Source organism: Donghicola tyrosinivorans, assembly GCF_003003355.1.
Classification (GTDB): domain Bacteria; phylum Pseudomonadota; class Alphaproteobacteria; order Rhodobacterales; family Rhodobacteraceae; genus Donghicola; species Donghicola tyrosinivorans.
Window position 1 is genome coordinate 382,128 of record NZ_PVTQ01000002.1, and the last position, 16,801, is coordinate 398,928.

Annotated in this window: 18 protein-coding genes; 6 read left to right on the forward strand and 12 right to left on the reverse strand. The window is 61.1% G+C overall.

Annotation, left to right across the window (positions count from 1 at the left end):
- Positions 1-28 precede the first annotated feature (28 nt).
- The gene (locus CLV74_RS04385; protein ID WP_106262999.1) at positions 29-400 is read right to left on the reverse strand and encodes a hypothetical protein; all 372 of its coding nucleotides are present in this window, start codon (positions 398-400) and stop codon (positions 29-31) included.
- A gap of 86 nt (positions 401-486) precedes the next feature.
- On the opposite strand from CLV74_RS04385, the gene CLV74_RS04390 reads away from it, so the two are divergent.
- The gene (locus tag CLV74_RS04390) at positions 487-1,260 is read left to right on the forward strand and encodes an alpha/beta fold hydrolase (protein ID WP_106263000.1); all 774 of its coding nucleotides are present in this window, start codon (positions 487-489) and stop codon (positions 1,258-1,260) included.
- Here the strand turns inward: CLV74_RS04390 and CLV74_RS04395 are convergent.
- The 4 genes from CLV74_RS04395 to CLV74_RS04410 form a co-directional block, all read right to left on the reverse strand.
- Positions 1,248-1,433, reverse strand: a complete 186-nt coding sequence (locus tag CLV74_RS04395) for a CTP synthetase (RefSeq protein WP_106263001.1) — start codon at positions 1,431-1,433, stop codon at positions 1,248-1,250. The two genes, CLV74_RS04390 and CLV74_RS04395, sit on opposite strands and share 13 nt — an antisense overlap.
- A 74-nt stretch (positions 1,434-1,507) precedes the next feature.
- Positions 1,508-2,017: an alkylphosphonate utilization protein gene (locus tag CLV74_RS04400; protein WP_106263002.1), complete on the reverse strand. Its 510-nt coding sequence runs from the start codon at positions 2,015-2,017 to the stop codon at positions 1,508-1,510.
- 178 nt (positions 2,018-2,195) lie between these two features.
- Complete coding sequence (gene lepA, locus CLV74_RS04405; protein ID WP_106263003.1) at positions 2,196-3,995, reverse strand: translation elongation factor 4; 1,800 nt, start codon at positions 3,993-3,995, stop codon at positions 2,196-2,198.
- 95 nt (positions 3,996-4,090) lie between these two features.
- Complete coding sequence (locus CLV74_RS04410; RefSeq protein WP_106263004.1) at positions 4,091-4,555, reverse strand: Lrp/AsnC family transcriptional regulator; 465 nt, start codon at positions 4,553-4,555, stop codon at positions 4,091-4,093.
- A gap of 130 nt (positions 4,556-4,685) precedes the next feature.
- Between CLV74_RS04410 and CLV74_RS04415 the strand changes: the two genes are divergently transcribed.
- On the forward strand, positions 4,686-5,732 hold the full coding sequence (locus CLV74_RS04415; protein WP_106263005.1) for a Glu/Leu/Phe/Val family dehydrogenase: 1,047 nt from the start codon (positions 4,686-4,688) through the stop codon (positions 5,730-5,732).
- Positions 5,733-5,803: 71 nt separating this feature from the next.
- Positions 5,804-6,118, forward strand: coding sequence for a hypothetical protein (locus tag CLV74_RS04420; RefSeq protein ID WP_245888456.1), 315 nt, complete (start codon positions 5,804-5,806; stop codon positions 6,116-6,118).
- Here CLV74_RS04420 and CLV74_RS04425 read toward each other — a convergent pair.
- Entirely contained in the window at positions 6,115-6,558 is a 444-nt protein-coding gene (locus CLV74_RS04425) for a low molecular weight protein-tyrosine-phosphatase (RefSeq protein ID WP_106263006.1), read from the reverse strand. The genes CLV74_RS04420 and CLV74_RS04425 overlap by 4 nt on opposite strands.
- A 54-nt stretch (positions 6,559-6,612) precedes the next feature.
- On the opposite strand from CLV74_RS04425, the gene CLV74_RS04430 reads away from it, so the two are divergent.
- Positions 6,613-7,308: an NAD-dependent deacylase gene (locus CLV74_RS04430; RefSeq protein WP_106263007.1), complete on the forward strand. Its 696-nt coding sequence runs from the start codon at positions 6,613-6,615 to the stop codon at positions 7,306-7,308.
- Between the two features lie 61 nt (positions 7,309-7,369).
- Here the strand turns inward: CLV74_RS04430 and CLV74_RS04435 are convergent, their stop codons facing one another.
- The 4 genes from CLV74_RS04435 to meaB all read right to left on the reverse strand — a co-directional run bounded on the left by CLV74_RS04435 (position 7,370) and on the right by meaB (position 9,807).
- Positions 7,370-7,888 (reverse strand): copper chaperone PCu(A)C, encoded by a 519-nt coding sequence (locus CLV74_RS04435; protein ID WP_106263008.1) that lies wholly within the window; start codon positions 7,886-7,888, stop codon positions 7,370-7,372.
- Between the two features lie 52 nt (positions 7,889-7,940).
- Positions 7,941-8,288 (reverse strand): hypothetical protein, encoded by a 348-nt coding sequence (locus CLV74_RS04440; protein WP_146134897.1) that lies wholly within the window; start codon positions 8,286-8,288, stop codon positions 7,941-7,943.
- A 102-nt stretch (positions 8,289-8,390) separates the two neighbouring features.
- Complete coding sequence (rpmB, locus tag CLV74_RS04445; protein ID WP_106263010.1) at positions 8,391-8,681, reverse strand: 50S ribosomal protein L28; 291 nt, start codon at positions 8,679-8,681, stop codon at positions 8,391-8,393.
- Between the two features lie 139 nt (positions 8,682-8,820).
- Positions 8,821-9,807, reverse strand: coding sequence for a methylmalonyl Co-A mutase-associated GTPase MeaB (gene meaB / locus CLV74_RS04450; protein ID WP_106263011.1), 987 nt, complete (start codon positions 9,805-9,807; stop codon positions 8,821-8,823).
- A 97-nt stretch (positions 9,808-9,904) separates the two neighbouring features.
- Here meaB and hrpB point away from each other — a divergent pair, with 97 nt between their 5' ends.
- Positions 9,905-12,340, forward strand: a complete 2,436-nt coding sequence (gene hrpB, locus CLV74_RS04455; RefSeq protein WP_106263012.1) for an ATP-dependent helicase HrpB — start codon at positions 9,905-9,907, stop codon at positions 12,338-12,340.
- 137 nt (positions 12,341-12,477) lie between these two features.
- Here the strand turns inward: hrpB and glyA are convergent, their stop codons facing one another.
- A complete protein-coding gene (gene glyA, locus CLV74_RS04460; protein ID WP_106263013.1) occupies positions 12,478-13,773 on the reverse strand; it encodes a serine hydroxymethyltransferase in 1,296 nt (431 codons plus the stop codon).
- Positions 13,774-13,937: 164 nt separating this feature from the next.
- On the opposite strand from glyA, the gene CLV74_RS04465 reads away from it, so the two are divergent.
- Positions 13,938-14,699: an NAD kinase gene (locus CLV74_RS04465; RefSeq protein WP_106263014.1), complete on the forward strand. Its 762-nt coding sequence runs from the start codon at positions 13,938-13,940 to the stop codon at positions 14,697-14,699.
- Positions 14,700-14,790: 91 nt separating this feature from the next.
- Here CLV74_RS04465 and prpE read toward each other — a convergent pair whose 3' ends face one another.
- Entirely contained in the window at positions 14,791-16,683 is a 1,893-nt protein-coding gene (prpE, locus tag CLV74_RS04470; protein WP_106263015.1) for a propionate-CoA ligase PrpE, read from the reverse strand.
- Between the last annotated feature and the right edge of the window lie 118 nt (positions 16,684-16,801).

Sequence of the window (16,801 nt, forward strand, 5' to 3'; positions counted from 1 at the left end):
CGTTTCCTTTGGGGGCGGCGTTTTTGCTTTAGATAAGGCCGCGCCAGCGTAGGATGGCGATGAAGGCGGTGATGACGATCAGCAGGTTGAAGACGATGACGCCTGCAAGGTTGATCAGCTTTGTTTTGCGCGCCTCGGCATGATCTTTGGTTTGCAGCCAAGCTTTGAAGGATTTGATGTCCTTGTCGAGTTGTTCCGGCTGGATGTGCTTGCTGAGGTTGGGGTGCGGAGCCAGCGTGAAGGCGGTGTTGATGCGCTTTGCCGCGCTATGGGCCCAACGGGGCATGTGCCGTTTTGCCTTGGAAATTTGCGTCGCGAAAGCGGCTTGCCGCACGCCGAGGTGGCGGGTCATGAGCTTTGTCAGCTCTTCTTCGATTTTGGCAAAATCCTGACTGTTCATAGCACCTTCCCTCGGGGTAATTGGGTAAGTGCCTTTGCCGTTTTGCGCAAGGGAGGACCGTTGATTGCAGGAAGTGTGAGGCGAAGATGCTGAATTACGAGGTGTTTGGCGAAGGTGGAGTGCCGCTTTTGGTGGTTCATGGACTGTTCGGATCGGCGCGTAACCTTGGGGTCATTGCTCGTCGTTTGGCCGATAGTCGGCGCGTGGTGGTAGTGGATCAGCGCAATCACGGGGACAGCCCATGGTTCGATGTTCATACCTATCCGGACATGGCTGCAGATTTGGCCGAGGTGATCAAGGCCGAGATGCCTGAAGGGTGTCTGGTTCTAGGGCATTCCATGGGCGGTAAGGCAGGAATGACCTTGGCGCTGACGCGGCCCGAGTTGGTCAAAGGTCTGGTTGTGGCCGATATCGCGCCGGTGGCCTACGGGCACAGTCAGATGGCGCTGGTGGACGCCATGCGGGGTTTGGACTTGAGCCAGATCGAGACGCGCCGCGATGCGGACCGTCTGTTGTCTGAGGCCGTGCCTGAAGACGGCGTACGTGCCTTCTTGTTGCAGAGCCTTGATATCAAGCAGCGCCGCTGGCGCCTGAACTTGGATGTTCTGGCGAAAGAGATGTCTACCGTCGTGGGCTGGCCCGCAGAGGCAGCCGTAGGCCGGACCTATGAGGGGCCGACCCTGTTCTTGTCCGGGGCTGACAGTGACTATGTCACGCGGGACGGACGCGATGCCGGAAAGGCCCATTTCCCCAACGCCAGGTTCTTCAAAATCCCCGGCACCGGCCATTGGCTGCACGCGGAGAAACCGCGCGAATTTGAGGCCGCCGTCCGCGCGTGGCTAGACGCTCAGGCGTTTTGATAAATCTGCTTGGCGACGATCCAGCTGATCGGCAGGGCCACGACAAAGCCCAGTGCTGCCGCTATCAGGATCGGTGTCAGTGTATCCCATCCCATGGTCAGCGCGACAATAACGGCGGTGCCCATGAGCGTGGTGGAGATCAGTGAAAACAGGATCGATGCAAGGCGTAACATGACGGCCTCCCTGAAGAATAGCGCGCTTCAGAAAAGCATCATATTCCGAATTCAATACATGTCTTTGATCTGAATCAGCGCTTCTTCACATATTTCGTCAGGATGACGATGCGCTGACCTTCCACGCGGCCCTCAATATGTTCCGCATTGTCCGGCACCAGCGAAATACGGGGCACAGCGGTGCCGCGCTTGGCCGTAAAGCCGCCGCCTTTCACAGGCAGGTCCTTGATCAGCACGACCGTATCGCCGGTTGCCAGCACAACACCGTTGGAATCGCGGTGAACGGTCTCTTTTAGCTCGTTTTCGACCCATGCACGGGTCTCGTCATCCAGCCACAATTGCTCCAGCAGATCGCGGGCCCAATCCTGATCCGTCAGACGGCCCAGTAGGCGCGCGCTTAGAACCTGCGTCGCGGCGTCTTCCGACCACATGGACGATCCCAGACAGCGCCAATGGTCGGGGTTGGTCGTCTCGGCGATTTGGCCAGCGCAGACAGGGCATAGCTGTACTTCGGCGCCCTCGGGGCCTCCGGTGACAGCAAAAGCTTCGGTCGAGGCAGCATCAGAGCAAAGGGCACAGGTCATGACAGAAATTCCGGTCTGGGATCACATGAAACGGGCTATAGACCAGCGGGCCGCCAAGTAAAACGCCCATTGGGTCGCACCCGCTCTTTCATCTTGGTAAAAATACCTCGGGGGAGGCCGCAGGCCGGGGGCAGAGCCCCAAAATGAAAAGAGCGCCCGAAGGGGCGCTCTGATCTGATCAATCATCCATCTTGAGGGCGCTGATAAAGGCCTCTTGCGGGATCTCGACGCGGCCGAACTGGCGCATCTTTTTCTTACCGGCTTTCTGCTTTTCCAGCAGCTTCCGTTTCCGGGTTGCGTCGCCGCCGTAACACTTGGCGGTCACGTCTTTGCGCAGCGCGGCCAGTGTTTCGCGGGCGATCACCTTGCCGCCGATGGCGGCCTGGATCGGGATCTTGAACATGTGACGGGGGATCAGCTCTTTCAGCTTCTCGCACATGGCGCGGCCACGGGTCTCGGCGCGGGTCCGGTGCACCATGATCGACAGCGCGTCTACAGGCTCGTCGTTCACCAGAATCTGCATCTTGACCAGCTGGTCTTCCTGATAGCCGCTCATCTGGTAGTCGAAGGACGCATAGCCCTTGGTTACCGATTTCAGGCGGTCGTAGAAGTCAAAGACCACTTCGTTCAGGGGCAGGTCATAGACCGCCATCGCACGGGCACCGGCATAGGTCAGGTCCAACTGCACGCCGCGGCGGTCCTGACACAGCTTTAGCACGTCACCCAGATACTCGTCCGGCACCATGATGGTGGCCTTGATACGAGGCTCTTCCAGATGGTCCACCTTCGACAGGTCGGGCATGTCGGCGGGGTTGTGCAGCTCGATCATCTCGCCGTCTTTCATAAAGATATGATAGACAACCGAGGGGGCCGTGGTAATCAGCTCGATGTTGTATTCACGTTCGATCCGGTCGCGGATCACTTCAAGGTGCAATAGACCAAGGAAGCCGCAACGGAAGCCGAAGCCAAGCGCGGCAGAGCTTTCCATCTCGTAGCTGAAGGACGCATCGTTCAGGGCCAGTTTTTCGATCGCGTTGCGCAGGTCGTCGAATTCGGCGCTGTCCACGGGGAACAGACCACAGAAGACCACAGGGATCGAAGGTTTGAAGCCCGGCAGCGGTGTCTCGCAGCCCTTCTTTTCGGTGGTGATCGTGTCGCCGACGCGGGTGTCGCGCACCTGCTTGATCGACGCAGTCAGAAAGCCGATCTCGCCCGGTCCAAGTTCTGCGATGTCCTGCATCTGGGGACGGAAGACCCCCAGTTTTTCCACCGGATACTGGCCGCCGGTTTTCATCATCTTGATGCGGTCACCCTTTTTGATGACGCCGTCGATGACGCGGATAATGACCACAACGCCAAGGTAGGCGTCATAGTAGCTGTCCACCAGCATGGCCTTCAGGGGCGCGTTGCGGTCGCCTTTGGGGGCGGGCAGGCGGGTAACGATGGCCTCAAGCACGTCGGGGATGCCGACGCCGGTCTTGGCCGAAATGTGGATCGAGTTGCTGGCGTCGATCCCGATCACATCCTCGATCTGCTCGGCCACGCGTTCGCAATCGGACGCGGGCAGGTCCACCTTGTTCAGGACGGGCACGATCTCGTGGTCGGCGTCGATGGCCTGATAGACGTTCGCAAGGGTCTGCGCCTCAACCCCTTGGGTCGAGTCCACCACCAGCAGCGAGCCTTCCACCGCCTGCATCGACCGGCTGACCTCATAGCTGAAGTCCACGTGACCGGGGGTGTCGATCAGGTTCAGGGTGTAAGTCTGGCCGTCCTTTGCCGGATACTCGATCCGGACGGTGTTGGCCTTGATCGTGATGCCACGTTCGCGCTCGATATCCATCGAGTCGAGAAGCTGTGCTTTCATATCGCGTTCGGCCACGGTGCCGGTCAGCTGGATCAGGCGATCCGCCAGCGTGGATTTACCATGGTCGATGTGCGCGACGATCGAAAAGTTACGGATGTTCGAGAGCTCTGTCATGGATGGCGATATGCGTTGGAAAAGGGGATTGGTCAAGCGACTCGATAGGGGGATCGGGGCCTATTTCACACTTGTTTCGCAGCTTTAAGGTGGTCTCAGGCCAGCGGCAAGGTGTCCCGTTGGACAAGGGGCCGCAGGGCGAAGGATGTGGTCATGGACCGGATGCCGCTGACCTGCATCATATGACGCTCCAGAAAGCGGTCATAGGCGGTCAGATCGCGGGCCACGATCCGCAGCAGGATATCGCGCGATCCGCTCATGAGGTGGCATTCGATCACCTCGTCGAAGGCACTGATCTGGCGGGTAAAATCTTCGACCGCGCGGGTGGATTGCTCGGCCAGTTCCACAAAGACAAAGACCGTCAGGGTCAGGCCCACCTGCGCGGCGTTGATGCGGGCGCCATAGCCGCTGATGACGCCGGATTTCTCCATCTGGGCGACGCGGCGGGCGCAAGGCGTTGTCGAGAGGCCCACGCGCTCGGCCAGCTCGGTCATGGGAATCCGGCCCTCTTTTTGCAGGATGGCAAGGATACGGATGTCTTTGGTGTCTAGGGAATGCATGGTGTTTTGTGTGGCTTTATTAGTGAATATCACTCAGAATGTGGATAACATTGGGTGATATTTGGCGAAAGACCTTAGTTCAGGTTTGATAGATTCCTCCGCAATAGAGTTTTTCGCAGGGAATGGCAGAATGCTGACCAAACTGGATCAATCGGGATATGAAGGCGTTTACCGGGTCGAGGATGCGGCCAGCGGCCTACGCGGCTATATCGCTGTGCACTCGACCGTGCGCGGTCCGGCGGCAGGTGGTCTGCGGATGCGCCCCTATGCGGCCGAGGCCGAGGCGCTGGAAGATGTGCTGCGCCTCAGCGCGGGCATGACCTACAAGAATGCCGCAGCCGATCTGCCTTTGGGCGGCGGTAAGGCCGTGATCATCGGTGATCCTGCCAAGGACAAGTCTGAGGCCCTGCTGCGGGCCATGGGCCGCGCAGTTGAGGCGCTTGAGGGCAAGTACTGGACCGCCGAAGACATGGGCATGAGCCCCGATGACATGGCCGTTCTGGCGCAAGAGACCAAATATGTCGCGGGTCTGGGTCAGGGCGACTTCGCCAGTGGCGATCCGTCGCCCGTCACCGCCGCAGGTGTTCTGGGCTGCATGGAAGTGGCGGCGCGTCACGCGTTCGGCTCTAGCAATCTGCAGGGCAAAACCGTTGCCGTTCAGGGGCTTGGCCATGTGGGTATGTATCTGGCCGAAGGGCTGCACCGCGCTGGTGCCAAGCTGATCGTGGCCGATACCAACGCCCGTGCCGTGCAAGAGGCGATGGAGCGGTTCGAGGCCGTGGCCGTGGCACCCGAGGCGATCCACGGGGTCGAAGCGGATATCTACGCCCCTTGCGCCATTGGCGGCACCGTGAACATGGGCACCATTCCCGAGATCAAAGCCAAGCTGATTTGCGGTGCGGCGAACAACCAGTTGGCCAGCCGCCGCGAACGCATGCTGCTTGAGGCGCGCGATATCCTTTATGCGCCCGATTACGTGGCCAACGGGGGCGGGATCATCAACGTCGCGGCCGAGATCCTCAAGATCGAAACCCGTGCTCCTTGGGTCGCGGCGCGGCTTGGCCGTCTTGAGGAAACCATGGATCAGATCCTGAACCGTGCCTTACGCAATCGGCAAACACCTGCCGACGTTGCCGACGCACTGGTCGAAGAGCGTCTTACGGTCAAGGCTGCGTGATTGAAATGTTAACGGTTTTGCGGCATGCTTTTTGCAATTCTCAAAAATAGAGAAACAAGAGGCAGACCCACATGATCCGCAAAACCGTTCTCATGATTACCGCAGCCAGCGCTTTCACTGTTGGCACCGCAGGCGTGTCCCACGCCGGTGCCGTTGAAAAAGCTTGCCGTGCGTCCGACCGTCCCGCCGCCACAGCCAGCCTGTGCCGCTGCATCGGCTCGGTCGCTGACCGCACCCTGACCGGCGCTGACCAGCGTCAGGCCGCCGCCTTCTTCAAGGACCCGGACAAGGCGCAGGAAATCAAGATGTCCAACAGCCGCCGCCACAGTGAATTCTGGGATCGCTACAAAGCCTTCGGCGCGGCTGCGGAACAGTATTGTTCCTAAACGGGCAGGGCCGCTAGCAGGCCCTTGGCGCAGACCTCGACCATATCGAGGGTTTTGTCGAATTCCCGAGTATAATAAGGGTCCGGTACATCAGTGCCGGGCCTTTTGCTGTATTCAGAGAACAGTTTCACCGGCGTTTGGTTCCCCGCAGGGCGCAGGGATTCGATGTCCGTGATGTTGTCCCGATCCATCCCGATAATCAGGTCGAACCTATCGAAATCCGCCGCCGTGAACAGCCGTGCACGCAGATCTGATAGATCATAACCGCGTGCCTTGGCGGCCCGTTGCATGGGGCCGTAGGGCGGCTCTCCGATGTGCCAGCGACCGGTGCCTGCGCTGTCCAGCGACAGGGCGCGATTGCCCGCCAGCGCCCGCGTGACCCCCTCGGCCGAGGGCGAGCGGCAGATGTTGCCAAGACAGACAAAGAGGATGCTGGTCATGGGGCGGCTCCTTTGACAGGGTGGTCCTGTAGGGGGCTAGCAGAGGCAGGGGCTATGGAAAAGATCGTGATTCTCACCGGCGCAGGGATTTCTGCGGAAAGCGGGCTGGGGACGTTCCGCGATGAAGGCGGCCTTTGGGCGCAGCACCGGATCGAGGATGTGGCAACCCCCGAGGGCTTTGCCCGCAATCCCGCGCTTGTCTACAATTTCTACAATGCCCGCCGCGCACAGGCCCGCGAGGCGATCCCCAATGCGGCCCACGGGGCTTTGGCGCAGTTGGAGCGGGACTTTCAAGGCGAGGTTCTGATCATCACCCAGAACGTTGATTGCCTGCATGAGGCCGCGGGCAGCCGCAATGTCTTGCACATGCATGGCTTTTTGGAAGGGGCGCTGTGCGCCGCGTGTAATCACCGCTGGGAGGCGCCCTTGGTGATGAAAGGGGCGGATCAATGTCCGCGCTGCCTACAGACCGCCACGCGCCCTGATATCGTCTGGTTCGGCGAGATGCCCTATTACATGGAAGAGATCTGGGACCACCTGCGCAGCGCCGATGTATTCGCGGCGATCGGCACCAGCGGTAACGTCTATCCGGCAGCGGCCTTTGTGCAGGATGCGGATCGCGCAGGCGCCCATACGGTTGAATTGAACCTAGAGCCCTCGGCGGTCGTGTCGGACTTTGCCGAGGTGCGGGCGGGTAAGGCCAGCGAGACCGTGCCTGTGTGGGTCGAAGAGCTGCTGAAGGGCCGCTGAGCGGGCATGAAAAAGGGCGGGCCGTGATGGCGCCGCCCTTCGTGTTGGTGGTGCAGGGGGCTTAGTTGGCCGCCTTGCCGTGCTGCATTTGGCCGTGATCCATATCACCGTGCTTCATGTCGCCCTGTTTCATCTGGCCGCCCATCGGGGTGTCCAGCTTGACGGGGATGTCGAGTTCGACCTCGCCCGCTTTTTCAAAGACCAGCGTGACGTGGATGGTCTGGCCGTCCTCGAACGGGGCGTTCAGGCCCATGAACATGACGTGATCCCCGCCGCGCTGTAGGGCATGGGTGCCGCCTGCGGGGATGGGAAAGCCGTCTTCGTCTTCGCGCATTTGCATCACGCCGTTGCCCGCGTCGATGTGGGTGTGCAGTTCAACCACCTTTGCCACGTCCGAGCGGGCGCCGATCAGGGTGTCATCCTCGGTGCCTGCGTTGTGGATTTCCATAAAAGCCGCGCCGGATTTCGAGGTTGCCATAGACGAGCGGGCATAGGCACCGTCGATTTCCATCTCGGCAGTGGCGGAAAGGGGCAGGGCGCAGACGGTGGCTGCCGCGGCAGCGATCAGTTTGAAAGACATGGAAGTCTCCTGTCGTGAAAGTCTTTAGAATTTGGATGTCAAAGGGGGTGGCTTAGGCCATCGCCGGAGGGCCGCGGGCGCGGCTGGGGACATCGGAAAGACTTTCAGCATGGGTGCCGGTGACAGGGTAGGTCAGCGCCTGTGCGCTGGTGCTATGGGCTGCGGTGGGCTGCCACGGGGCGGCAGCGGCCAGCAGGTGCAGCGCACATTCGGGGCAGTAGCGGGCCTTGGTCGGGTTGCCGTCTGCATCCACCTGAATGTCGACGGGGCCGTGTCCGGTACACAGGGTGATCTGCCCCACGGCAGGGGCCTGGCCACGGATAAATCCCATGTGGACGGCGGTGAACGCCATCAGCATTGCCAGCACAAGGCTTAGGATATGGACCCGTGTTTTCAACATTGATCAGGATTTAGGCACTGTCCCAGATCACAACAACCCCAAAAGCAAAGACCCCGCGGCCAAGGGGCACGCGGGGTCTGAGACCAGTGGTCGCAGGGGCGATTAGGCGTTAGCTGCCTGAGCCTTTGCGATCTCTTTTTTCACTTTCAGCGCGTTGTCCGACAGCTCGGTGTCCTTGGCTTTTGCCAGGAACGCGTCCAGACCACCGCGGTGGTCGACGCTACGCAGAGCAGCTGCCGAAATGCGCAGCTTCACGCCGCGGCCCAGAGTTTCGGACTGCAGGGTGACGTCGTTCAGGTTCGGCAAGTAACGACGGCGGGTTTTGTTGTTCGCGTGGCTGACATTGTTGCCAACCATGGGGCCTTTACCGGTCAGTTCGCAGCGGCGAGCCATTGTGTTATCCTCGTTTCGATCTCGATGTCAGTGGCATGGGCGCCACTGCGCCCTCGAATATCAAAGGGGCGCATTTTCTTGCGCCCCGGAAATCCGTGTCGAGGCCGTTTATGGCAGTTTCACGGGAAGGTCAAGCGATTCACCCGCTTTCCATTCCCAGAGTCTTCAAGATTTCTTGGGCCGCCGCGCTAGGGGTGGTTTGGCCGGTGGCAACCTGACCGCCAAGGGCCTGCATCCGGTCCTTTACAGGGCCGGGGGTGGTCAGTTGCGCCAAGAGGGTCTGGCGGACCTCTTCTTCGAACCAGTAGCGGGCCTGTTCGGCGCGGCGGCGGTCGAAATGGCCCTGTTCGCGGCGCCAGTTGGTGAGGGTCTGCATCTCTTCCCACGCGGTGCTGAGGCCGTTTTCCTCAAGGGCAGAAACACTCATGGCTTTGGGAAAGCCTTCAGGGTCTTGGGGGCGCTTGCGCAGCAGGCGCAGGGCACCGGCGTAATCGGCCTGTGTGCGGGTGGCGACGGGCTTCAGCTCGCCGTCGGCCTTGTTCACTAGGATCATGTCGGCAATCTCCATGATGCCACGCTTGACGCCTTGCAACTCGTCCCCGCCCGCAGGGGCCATCAGCAGGTTGAATAGGTCCGAGATTTCGGCAACCACGGTTTCGGACTGACCAACGCCCACGGTCTCGATCAGGATGACGTCAAAACCGCTGGCCTCACACAGCGCGACAGCCTCGCGGGTGCGTCGGGCCACGCCGCCAAGGTGCGATTGGCTGGGGGAAGGGCGGATGAAGGCGTTTTTGTCGCGGCTTAGACGCTCCATCCGCGTTTTATCACCAAGGATCGAGCCGCCCGAGCGGGCCGAGCTGGGGTCCACCGCCAGCACCGCGACCCGTAGGCCAAGGGCGGTCAGCATCATGCCAAAGCTCTCGATAAAGGTGGATTTGCCAACCCCCGGTGTGCCCGAAAGGCCGATGCGCAACCCCTGACGGCCGCAAGGGCGCAAGGTTTCAAGCAGTTCGGTGGCTTGGGCGCGATGGTCCGCGCGACCGCTTTCCACAAGGGTGATCGCCCGCGCCAATGCGCGGCGGTCGCCTGCCAGGATACGTTCGGCCATCTCGGTAATCGTCATCGCTTGTCCCTTCCTCCGTCTTGGCGGCGTTTGTGCCAAGGGGGCAGGGCGCTGTCCACCCGTGGACGGGCGCTAACACCTGCGTCATAAGCACTATATGACACGCTTGCCCATTCATGACGCCCTAGATGAACTGATCTCAGCCTTGCGCACGCGGGGTCGTGCGGTGCTACAGGCCCCGCCCGGTGCCGGTAAAACCACCGTTGTCCCCTTGGCGATGCTTGAGGCCGGCCTAACCAAGGGCCGAATCGTCATGCTAGAGCCGCGCAGGCTGGCCGCCCGCGCTGCCGCCGAGCGGATGGCCGAAACTTTGGGCGAATCGGTGGGCCAGACCGTGGGCTACCGCGTGCGGGGCGAATCGAAGGTCGGCAAGGACACGCGGATCGAGGTGGTGACAGAAGGCATCCTGACCCGCCGCCTGCAAAACGATCCCGAACTGGCGGGCGTTGGCGCGGTGATCTTCGACGAATTCCACGAACGCTCTCTGAACGCTGATCTGGGGCTGGCTTTGTGTCTGGAGGTGGCAGGCGCCCTGAGGGACGATCTGATCCTTGTGGCGATGTCCGCGACCTTGGATGCCGAGCCTGTGGCCACCCTGATGGATGCGCCGATGGTGACCTCGGAAGGGCGCAGCTATCCGGTGGAAACCCGCTGGCTGGACCGTCCCCTTGGCCCCAAGGCCCGCATCCCTGAGGCCACCGCCGATCTGGTCGCGCAAGCTGTTGCTGAGGCCGAGGGTGGCGTGCTGGTCTTCCTGCCCGGCGAAGGGGAAATCCGCCGCGTCGAAGGGCTGCTGTCAGGGCGCTTGCCTTCCGATTGCCAGATCAGGCCTCTGTTTGGCGCGATGGAGTTCGCCGCACAGCGCGCCGCCATCCAGCCCGCCACATCGGGGCGCAAGGTGGTGCTGGCAACTTCGATCGCCGAGACCTCGCTGACCATTCAGGATATCCGCGTGGTGGTAGATGCAGGCCGCGCCCGCCGGTCACGGTTTGATCCGTCCTCTGGTATGAGCCAGCTGGTCACCGAACGCGTGACCCGCGCCGAGGCCACCCAGCGGGCGGGCCGTGCAGGCCGCGTGGCCGAAGGGATTTGCTACCGCCTCTGGACCAAGGGCGAAGAGGGGGGCATGCAGCCCTTCCCCCTCGCCGAGATCGAAAGCGCCGATCTGTCCGGTCTGGCGCTGGAACTGGCCCAATGGGGGGCGGACCCCGCCGACCTGCCGCTGCTCAGTCAGCCGAACGCAGGTTCTTACGCCGAGGCGGTGCAACTGCTGAAGATGCTCGGGGCTCTGGACGACAGCGGCCGCATCACGCCCCACGGGGCCGAGATCGCCCGCCTGCCGTTGCACCCCCGTTTGGCGCATATGCTGATCAGAGGCGGCAAACCCGCTGCGCCTTTGGCGGCTCTGCTGGCTGATCGCGATGTACTACGGGGCGCGCCGGTTGACCTCTCCTTGCGCGTAGAGGCTCTGCAAGACCTGCAAAAGTTCCTGCGCGAGCGGCCCTATCAGCCACACCGCCCGTCCTTGGAACGGGTCCGGCAAGAGCAGCGCCGATTGTCCAAATCCGCACCCGATGGGATGCGCCCGTCCATGGCGCAGATGGCCGCGCTGGCCTATCCAGACCGGATCGGTGCCCGCCGCAAAGGGGATACGCCGCGCTACCTGCTGTCAGGTGGCTCTGGCGCGATCATGGCTTCCGAAGACCCAATGGCCAGCGCACCCTTCATCGTCGCAACCGATCTGGACGGAGACCGCAAGGATGCCAAAATCCGACAGGCCATCCAGATTTCAGCGGCTGAGCTACGAGAGCTTTATGAGGACCGGATCGCATGGGTGGACAGTTGCGAATGGTCAGACCGCGAAAAGCGCGTTGTTGCCCGCAGTCAGGAACGTTTCGGCGCAATCGCCCTGCAAGACCGCATCTGGAAAGATCCCAGCGATGAGGCGGTTAGCCGCGCCATGCTTGCTGGCGTGCGCCAGTTGGGCCTGCCTTGGAGCGATGCCGCCCGCCGGTTTGCTGCCCGTGTCACTCTGGCCCGCGCCGAAGACCCTGACTTACCGTCTGTTGCCGAGGCAGACCTTCTGGAACGCGCAGAAGATTGGCTGCTGCCCTATTTGCAAGGGGTGAAGACAGCGCAACATTGGAAGAATTTCGATCTTCTGCCGCCCCTGCGTAGTTTGGTGGACTACAATCAGACCCAGCACCTTGACCGCAGTGTGCCCGCCCACTTTACCACGCCCTTGGGCCGGAAAATTCCGATCGACTACAGCGGCGAAGCCCCCGAAATCCAGCTGCGCCTGCAAGAGCTTTTCGGACAAACCACTCACCCGACAGTCGCCGGAACGCCCCTGCGTGTGACACTGCTCTCGCCCGCGCAGCGTCCTGTTCAGACCACGATGGATATTCCGGGCTTCTGGGACAGTTCCTACGCCGATGTGCGAAAAGACATGCGCGGGCGATACCCCAAACACCCGTGGCCTGAAGACCCGCGCCAAGCTGACCCGACCCTCCGCGCCAAGCCTAGAGGGTGAGGCAATGAGTATTTAAGCAATAAAGAAGCTTCTGTGTGATTGGACTTCTTTATTGCTTAAATACTCAAAAAATAACCACGCCCGAAGGCGTGGCTACGTGAGTTCAAGTTTTCAGAGACGCTAGAAGCGCCGTGAAATCAGAGGTTCGGGTAGAGCGGGAAGCGGGCGCAGAGGGCTGCGACTTCGCCGCGGACTTTCTCTTCGACTTCGCCGTTATCGCTTTCGCCATTGGCGGCTAGACCGTCGACGACTTCGATGATCCACTTGCCGATCTGGCGGAACTCTTCCTCACCGAAACCACGGGTGGTGCCGGCGGGCGAACCCAGACGGATGCCGCTGGTGATGGTGGGCTTTTCGTCGTCGAAAGGAACACCGTTCTTGTTGCAAGTGATGTGCGCGCGGCCCAGAGCGGCCTCTGTCGCGTTGCCCTTCACGCCTTTGGGGCGCAGGTCGACCAGCATCAGGTGGGTGTCGGTGCCGTGGGTTACGGTGTCCAGACCGCCTTTGTGCAGCTCGTCCGCAAGCGCCTGAGCGTTCTTGATTACCTGTTTCTGGTACTCTTTGAACTCGGGGCGCAGGGCTTCACCGAAGGCAACCGCTTTGGCTGCGATCACGTGCATCAGCGGGCCGCCCTGAATGCCGGGGAAGATCGCCGAGTTGATCTTCTTGGAGATGGCTTCGTCGTTGGTCAGGATCATGCCGCCGCGGGGACCGCGCAGGGTCTTGTGGGTGGTGGTGGTGGCCACGTGCACGTGCGGGAAGGGGTTGGGGTATTCGCCAGCCGCGACCAGACCGGCAAAGTGCGCGATGTCCGCCATCAGGATGGCGCCAACGCTGTCTGCGATCTCACGGAACTTGGCGAAGTCCAGCTGACGGGGAATGGCCGAGCCGCCAGCCACGATCAGGGCGGGCTTGTGTTCGTTTGCCAGTTCCTGAATCTGGTCGTAGTCCACATCGAGGGTCTGACGGTTTACGCCGTACTGCACGGCGTTGAACCACTTGCCCGACTGGTTGGGCTTTGCGCCGTGGGTCAGGTGGCCGCCTGCATCAAGGCTCATGCCCAGAATGGTGTCACCGGGTTTGATCAGCGCCTGGAACACGCCCTGGTTCGCTTGCGAGCCCGAGTTGGGCTGAACGTTGGCGAATTCACAGCCGAACAGTTCTTTCGCGCGGTCGATCGCCAGATTTTCGGCGATGTCCACGTACTGGCAGCCACCGTAGTAGCGACGGCCTGGGTACCCTTCGGCGTATTTGTTGGTCATGACCGAACCCTGTGCTTCCAGCACAGCAGCCGAGACGATGTTCTCGGAGGCGATCAGTTCGATTTCGTCGCGCTGGCGACCCAGTTCTTTGCGGATAGCGCCAAAGAGTTCGGCGTCGCGGCTTTCCAGAGTTTCAGTGAAAAAACCGTTGTCACGATGAGGGGCGTTCATGGGAGCCTCCATAGCCAAAGGGAGTGATGGGCGGGTTCCTATAGCAATCTGTTACAAAGGCAAAGATCGTAAAACGACCTAGTTGCTTCTGGGGGCGGCAGTGCTGGAACATCGGGGAAACTTGTGATTGTTTCGGAACGAAACGCGCCTTTAGGAACTGTCAGATGACCATCAAGATCGCCTTTACTGCCAGCCGTGCCACGATTGCGCAGTCCGCTCAGGAGGCTCTGGTGCGGCGCTACGGCAATGTGCCGATGGAAGAGGCCGATATTATTGTCGCCCTCGGCGGGGATGGTTTTATGCTGCAAACCCTGCACGCTACACAGAAATTACCGGCTCCGGTCTACGGGATGAACCGCGGGACGGTAGGTTTTTTGATGAACGAATACTCGGAAGCGGACCTTGTTGGCCGACTAAGTCGCGCCGAGGAAGAGATCATTAACCCCCTATCCATGAAGGCGACCTGCGCCGATGGCTCGGTCCATGAGGCTTTGGCGATCAACGAAGTCTCCTTGCTGCGGGCTGGCCCTCAGGCGGCGAAACTGCGAATCACCGTGGACGGGCGCTTGCGCCTGCGCGAACTGGTTTGCGATGGGGCGCTGGTCGCGACACCTGCGGGATCGACCGCCTATAACTATTCCGCACACGGGCCGATTCTCCCCATCGGCGCGGATGCTTTGGCCCTGACCGCAATTGCGCCGTTCCGTCCCCGCCGCTGGCGTGGCGCGTTGTTGCCGAAAAAGGCCAAGGTGCGGTTCGATGTGGTGGATGCGGAAAAGCGCCCTGTGATGGCGGATGCGGATTCGAATTCGGTCCGTGATGTATTGTCCGTGGAAATCCAGAGCGAGCCGAGCATCGCCCACCGTATTCTCTTCGATCCGGGTCACGGGTTGGAAGAACGTCTGATCCGCGAGCAGTTCGTCTAACGTAAAACGGCGGCCTTTGCAGACCGCCGTTTGGAAAAATTTTAGTATAAAATTTTTAGGTTACAAAATCCTTCTGCGAAGGATTTTCGCCTTAGGCTGCCGGGTAGCCCAGAGTTTTCAGGGCGACCGCGATTTCATCCAGAATGACCGGATCGTCGATGGTGGCAGGCATTTTGAATTCCTGCCCGTCAGCGATTTTGACCATGGTGGCGCGCAGGATTTTGCCCGAGCGGGTTTTGGGCAGGCGATCCACGACAACAGCCAGTTTGAAGGCCGCCACGGGGCCGATCTTTTCACGGACCAACTTGACGCATTCCTTGACCACATCGGCGTGGTCGCGCCCCGAGCCCGAATTCAGGCACAGGAAGCCCAGAGGCAGCTGGCCCTTCAGTTCATCAGCAACACCGATGACGGCGCATTCTGCCACGTCGGGATGGCTGGCCAGAACCTCTTCCATGCCGCCTGTGGACAGGCGGTGGCCCGCGACGTTGATGACGTCGTCGGTGCGCGCCATGATGTAGAGGTAGCCGTCTTCGTCCTTCATGCCCGCATCACCGGTCTCATAGAAGCCGGGGAAGGTGTTCAGGTAGCTCTTCTTGAAACGCTCTTCCGCGTTCCAGAGGTTCGGCAGGGTGCCGGGGGGCAGGGGCAGCTTGATCGCGATGGCGCCAAGGGTGTTGGGGCCGACCGGATGACCGGCCTCGTCCAGGATCTGCACGTCATAGCCCGGCATCGGCACCGAGGGGCTGCCCAGTTTCACGGGCAGTTCTTCAATCCCAAGCGGGTTCGCGGCAATCGCCCAACCGGTTTCGGTTTGCCACCAATGGTCGATGATCGGCACGTTCAGCTTTTCCTGCGCCCATTCGATGGTGGCGGGGTCTGCACGTTCGCCAGCAAGATAGACGGCGCGCAGGTGGCTGAGGTCGTATTTGCCGATGAATTCGCCCGTGGGGTCTTCGCGGCGCACGGCACGGAAGGCGGTGGGCGCGGTGAAGAAGCTGCGGACTTTGTATTCGGAGATAATGCGCCAGAAGGTGCCCGCATCGGGGGTGCCGACGGGTTTGCCTTCAAAGACGATGGTGGTATTGCCGGTGATCAGCGGGCCGTAGCAGATGTAGCTGTGGCCCACGACCCAACCCACGTCCGAGGCGGCCCAGAAGACTTCGCCCGGCTCGACGTTGTAGAGGTTCTTCATGGTCCAGTTCAGCGCGACCAGATGGCCTGCGGTGGGACGCAGAACACCTTTGGGCTGACCGGTGGTGCCTGACGTGTAGAGGATATAGGCAGGGTGGTTGCCTTCGACGGGCACGCATTCCGCCGGCTCGACGCCATACTGGAAGCCGTGCCAGTTGTAGTCGCGACCCTCAATCAGTTGCGCCACTTCCTGTTCGCGCTGGAACACGACGCAGAAGTCGGGTTTGTGCTGGGCCAGATCGATCGCGCCGTCCAGGAGGGGTTTATAGTGAACCACGCGGCCGGGCTCGATCCCGCAGGAGGCGGCGATGATGGCTTTGGGCTTGGCATCGTCAATGCGTACGGCCAGTTCGTTCGCAGCAAAGCCGCCGAAAACCACCGAGTGCACAGCGCCGATGCGGGCGCAGGCTAGCATAGCCTCAAGCGCTTCGGGGATCATCGGCATGTAGATGATGACGCGGTCACCCTTTTCAACGCCTTTGGCGCGCAGGGCACCGGCAAGGCTGGCCACACGGTTGCGCAGCTCGAAATAGCTGATCTCGCGCTTGGTGTGGGTGACGGGGCTGTCGTAGATGATGGCGGTCTGATCGCCACGGCCTGCCTCGACGTGGCGGTCCACGGCGTTCCAGCAGGTGTTCACTTTGGCGTCCGCGAACCATTCGTACAGGGGCGCGTTGTCGCTGTGCAAAGCTTTGGTCGGCTTCTCGACCCAATCAATGGCCTCGGCCTGCGCCATCCAGAACCCCTCGGGGTCGTTCTGCCAGCTTTGGTAAACCTCTTGATAGCCCATGGCATCCTCCTCCAATTCCCTTGGCAATGTGCTAGGGCACGGATGGGCCTTTGGGCAAGCACGTTACCGACAACATTTGGCGGAATTTGCAAAATGCCGCAGGTGCAGCATGGCGGGG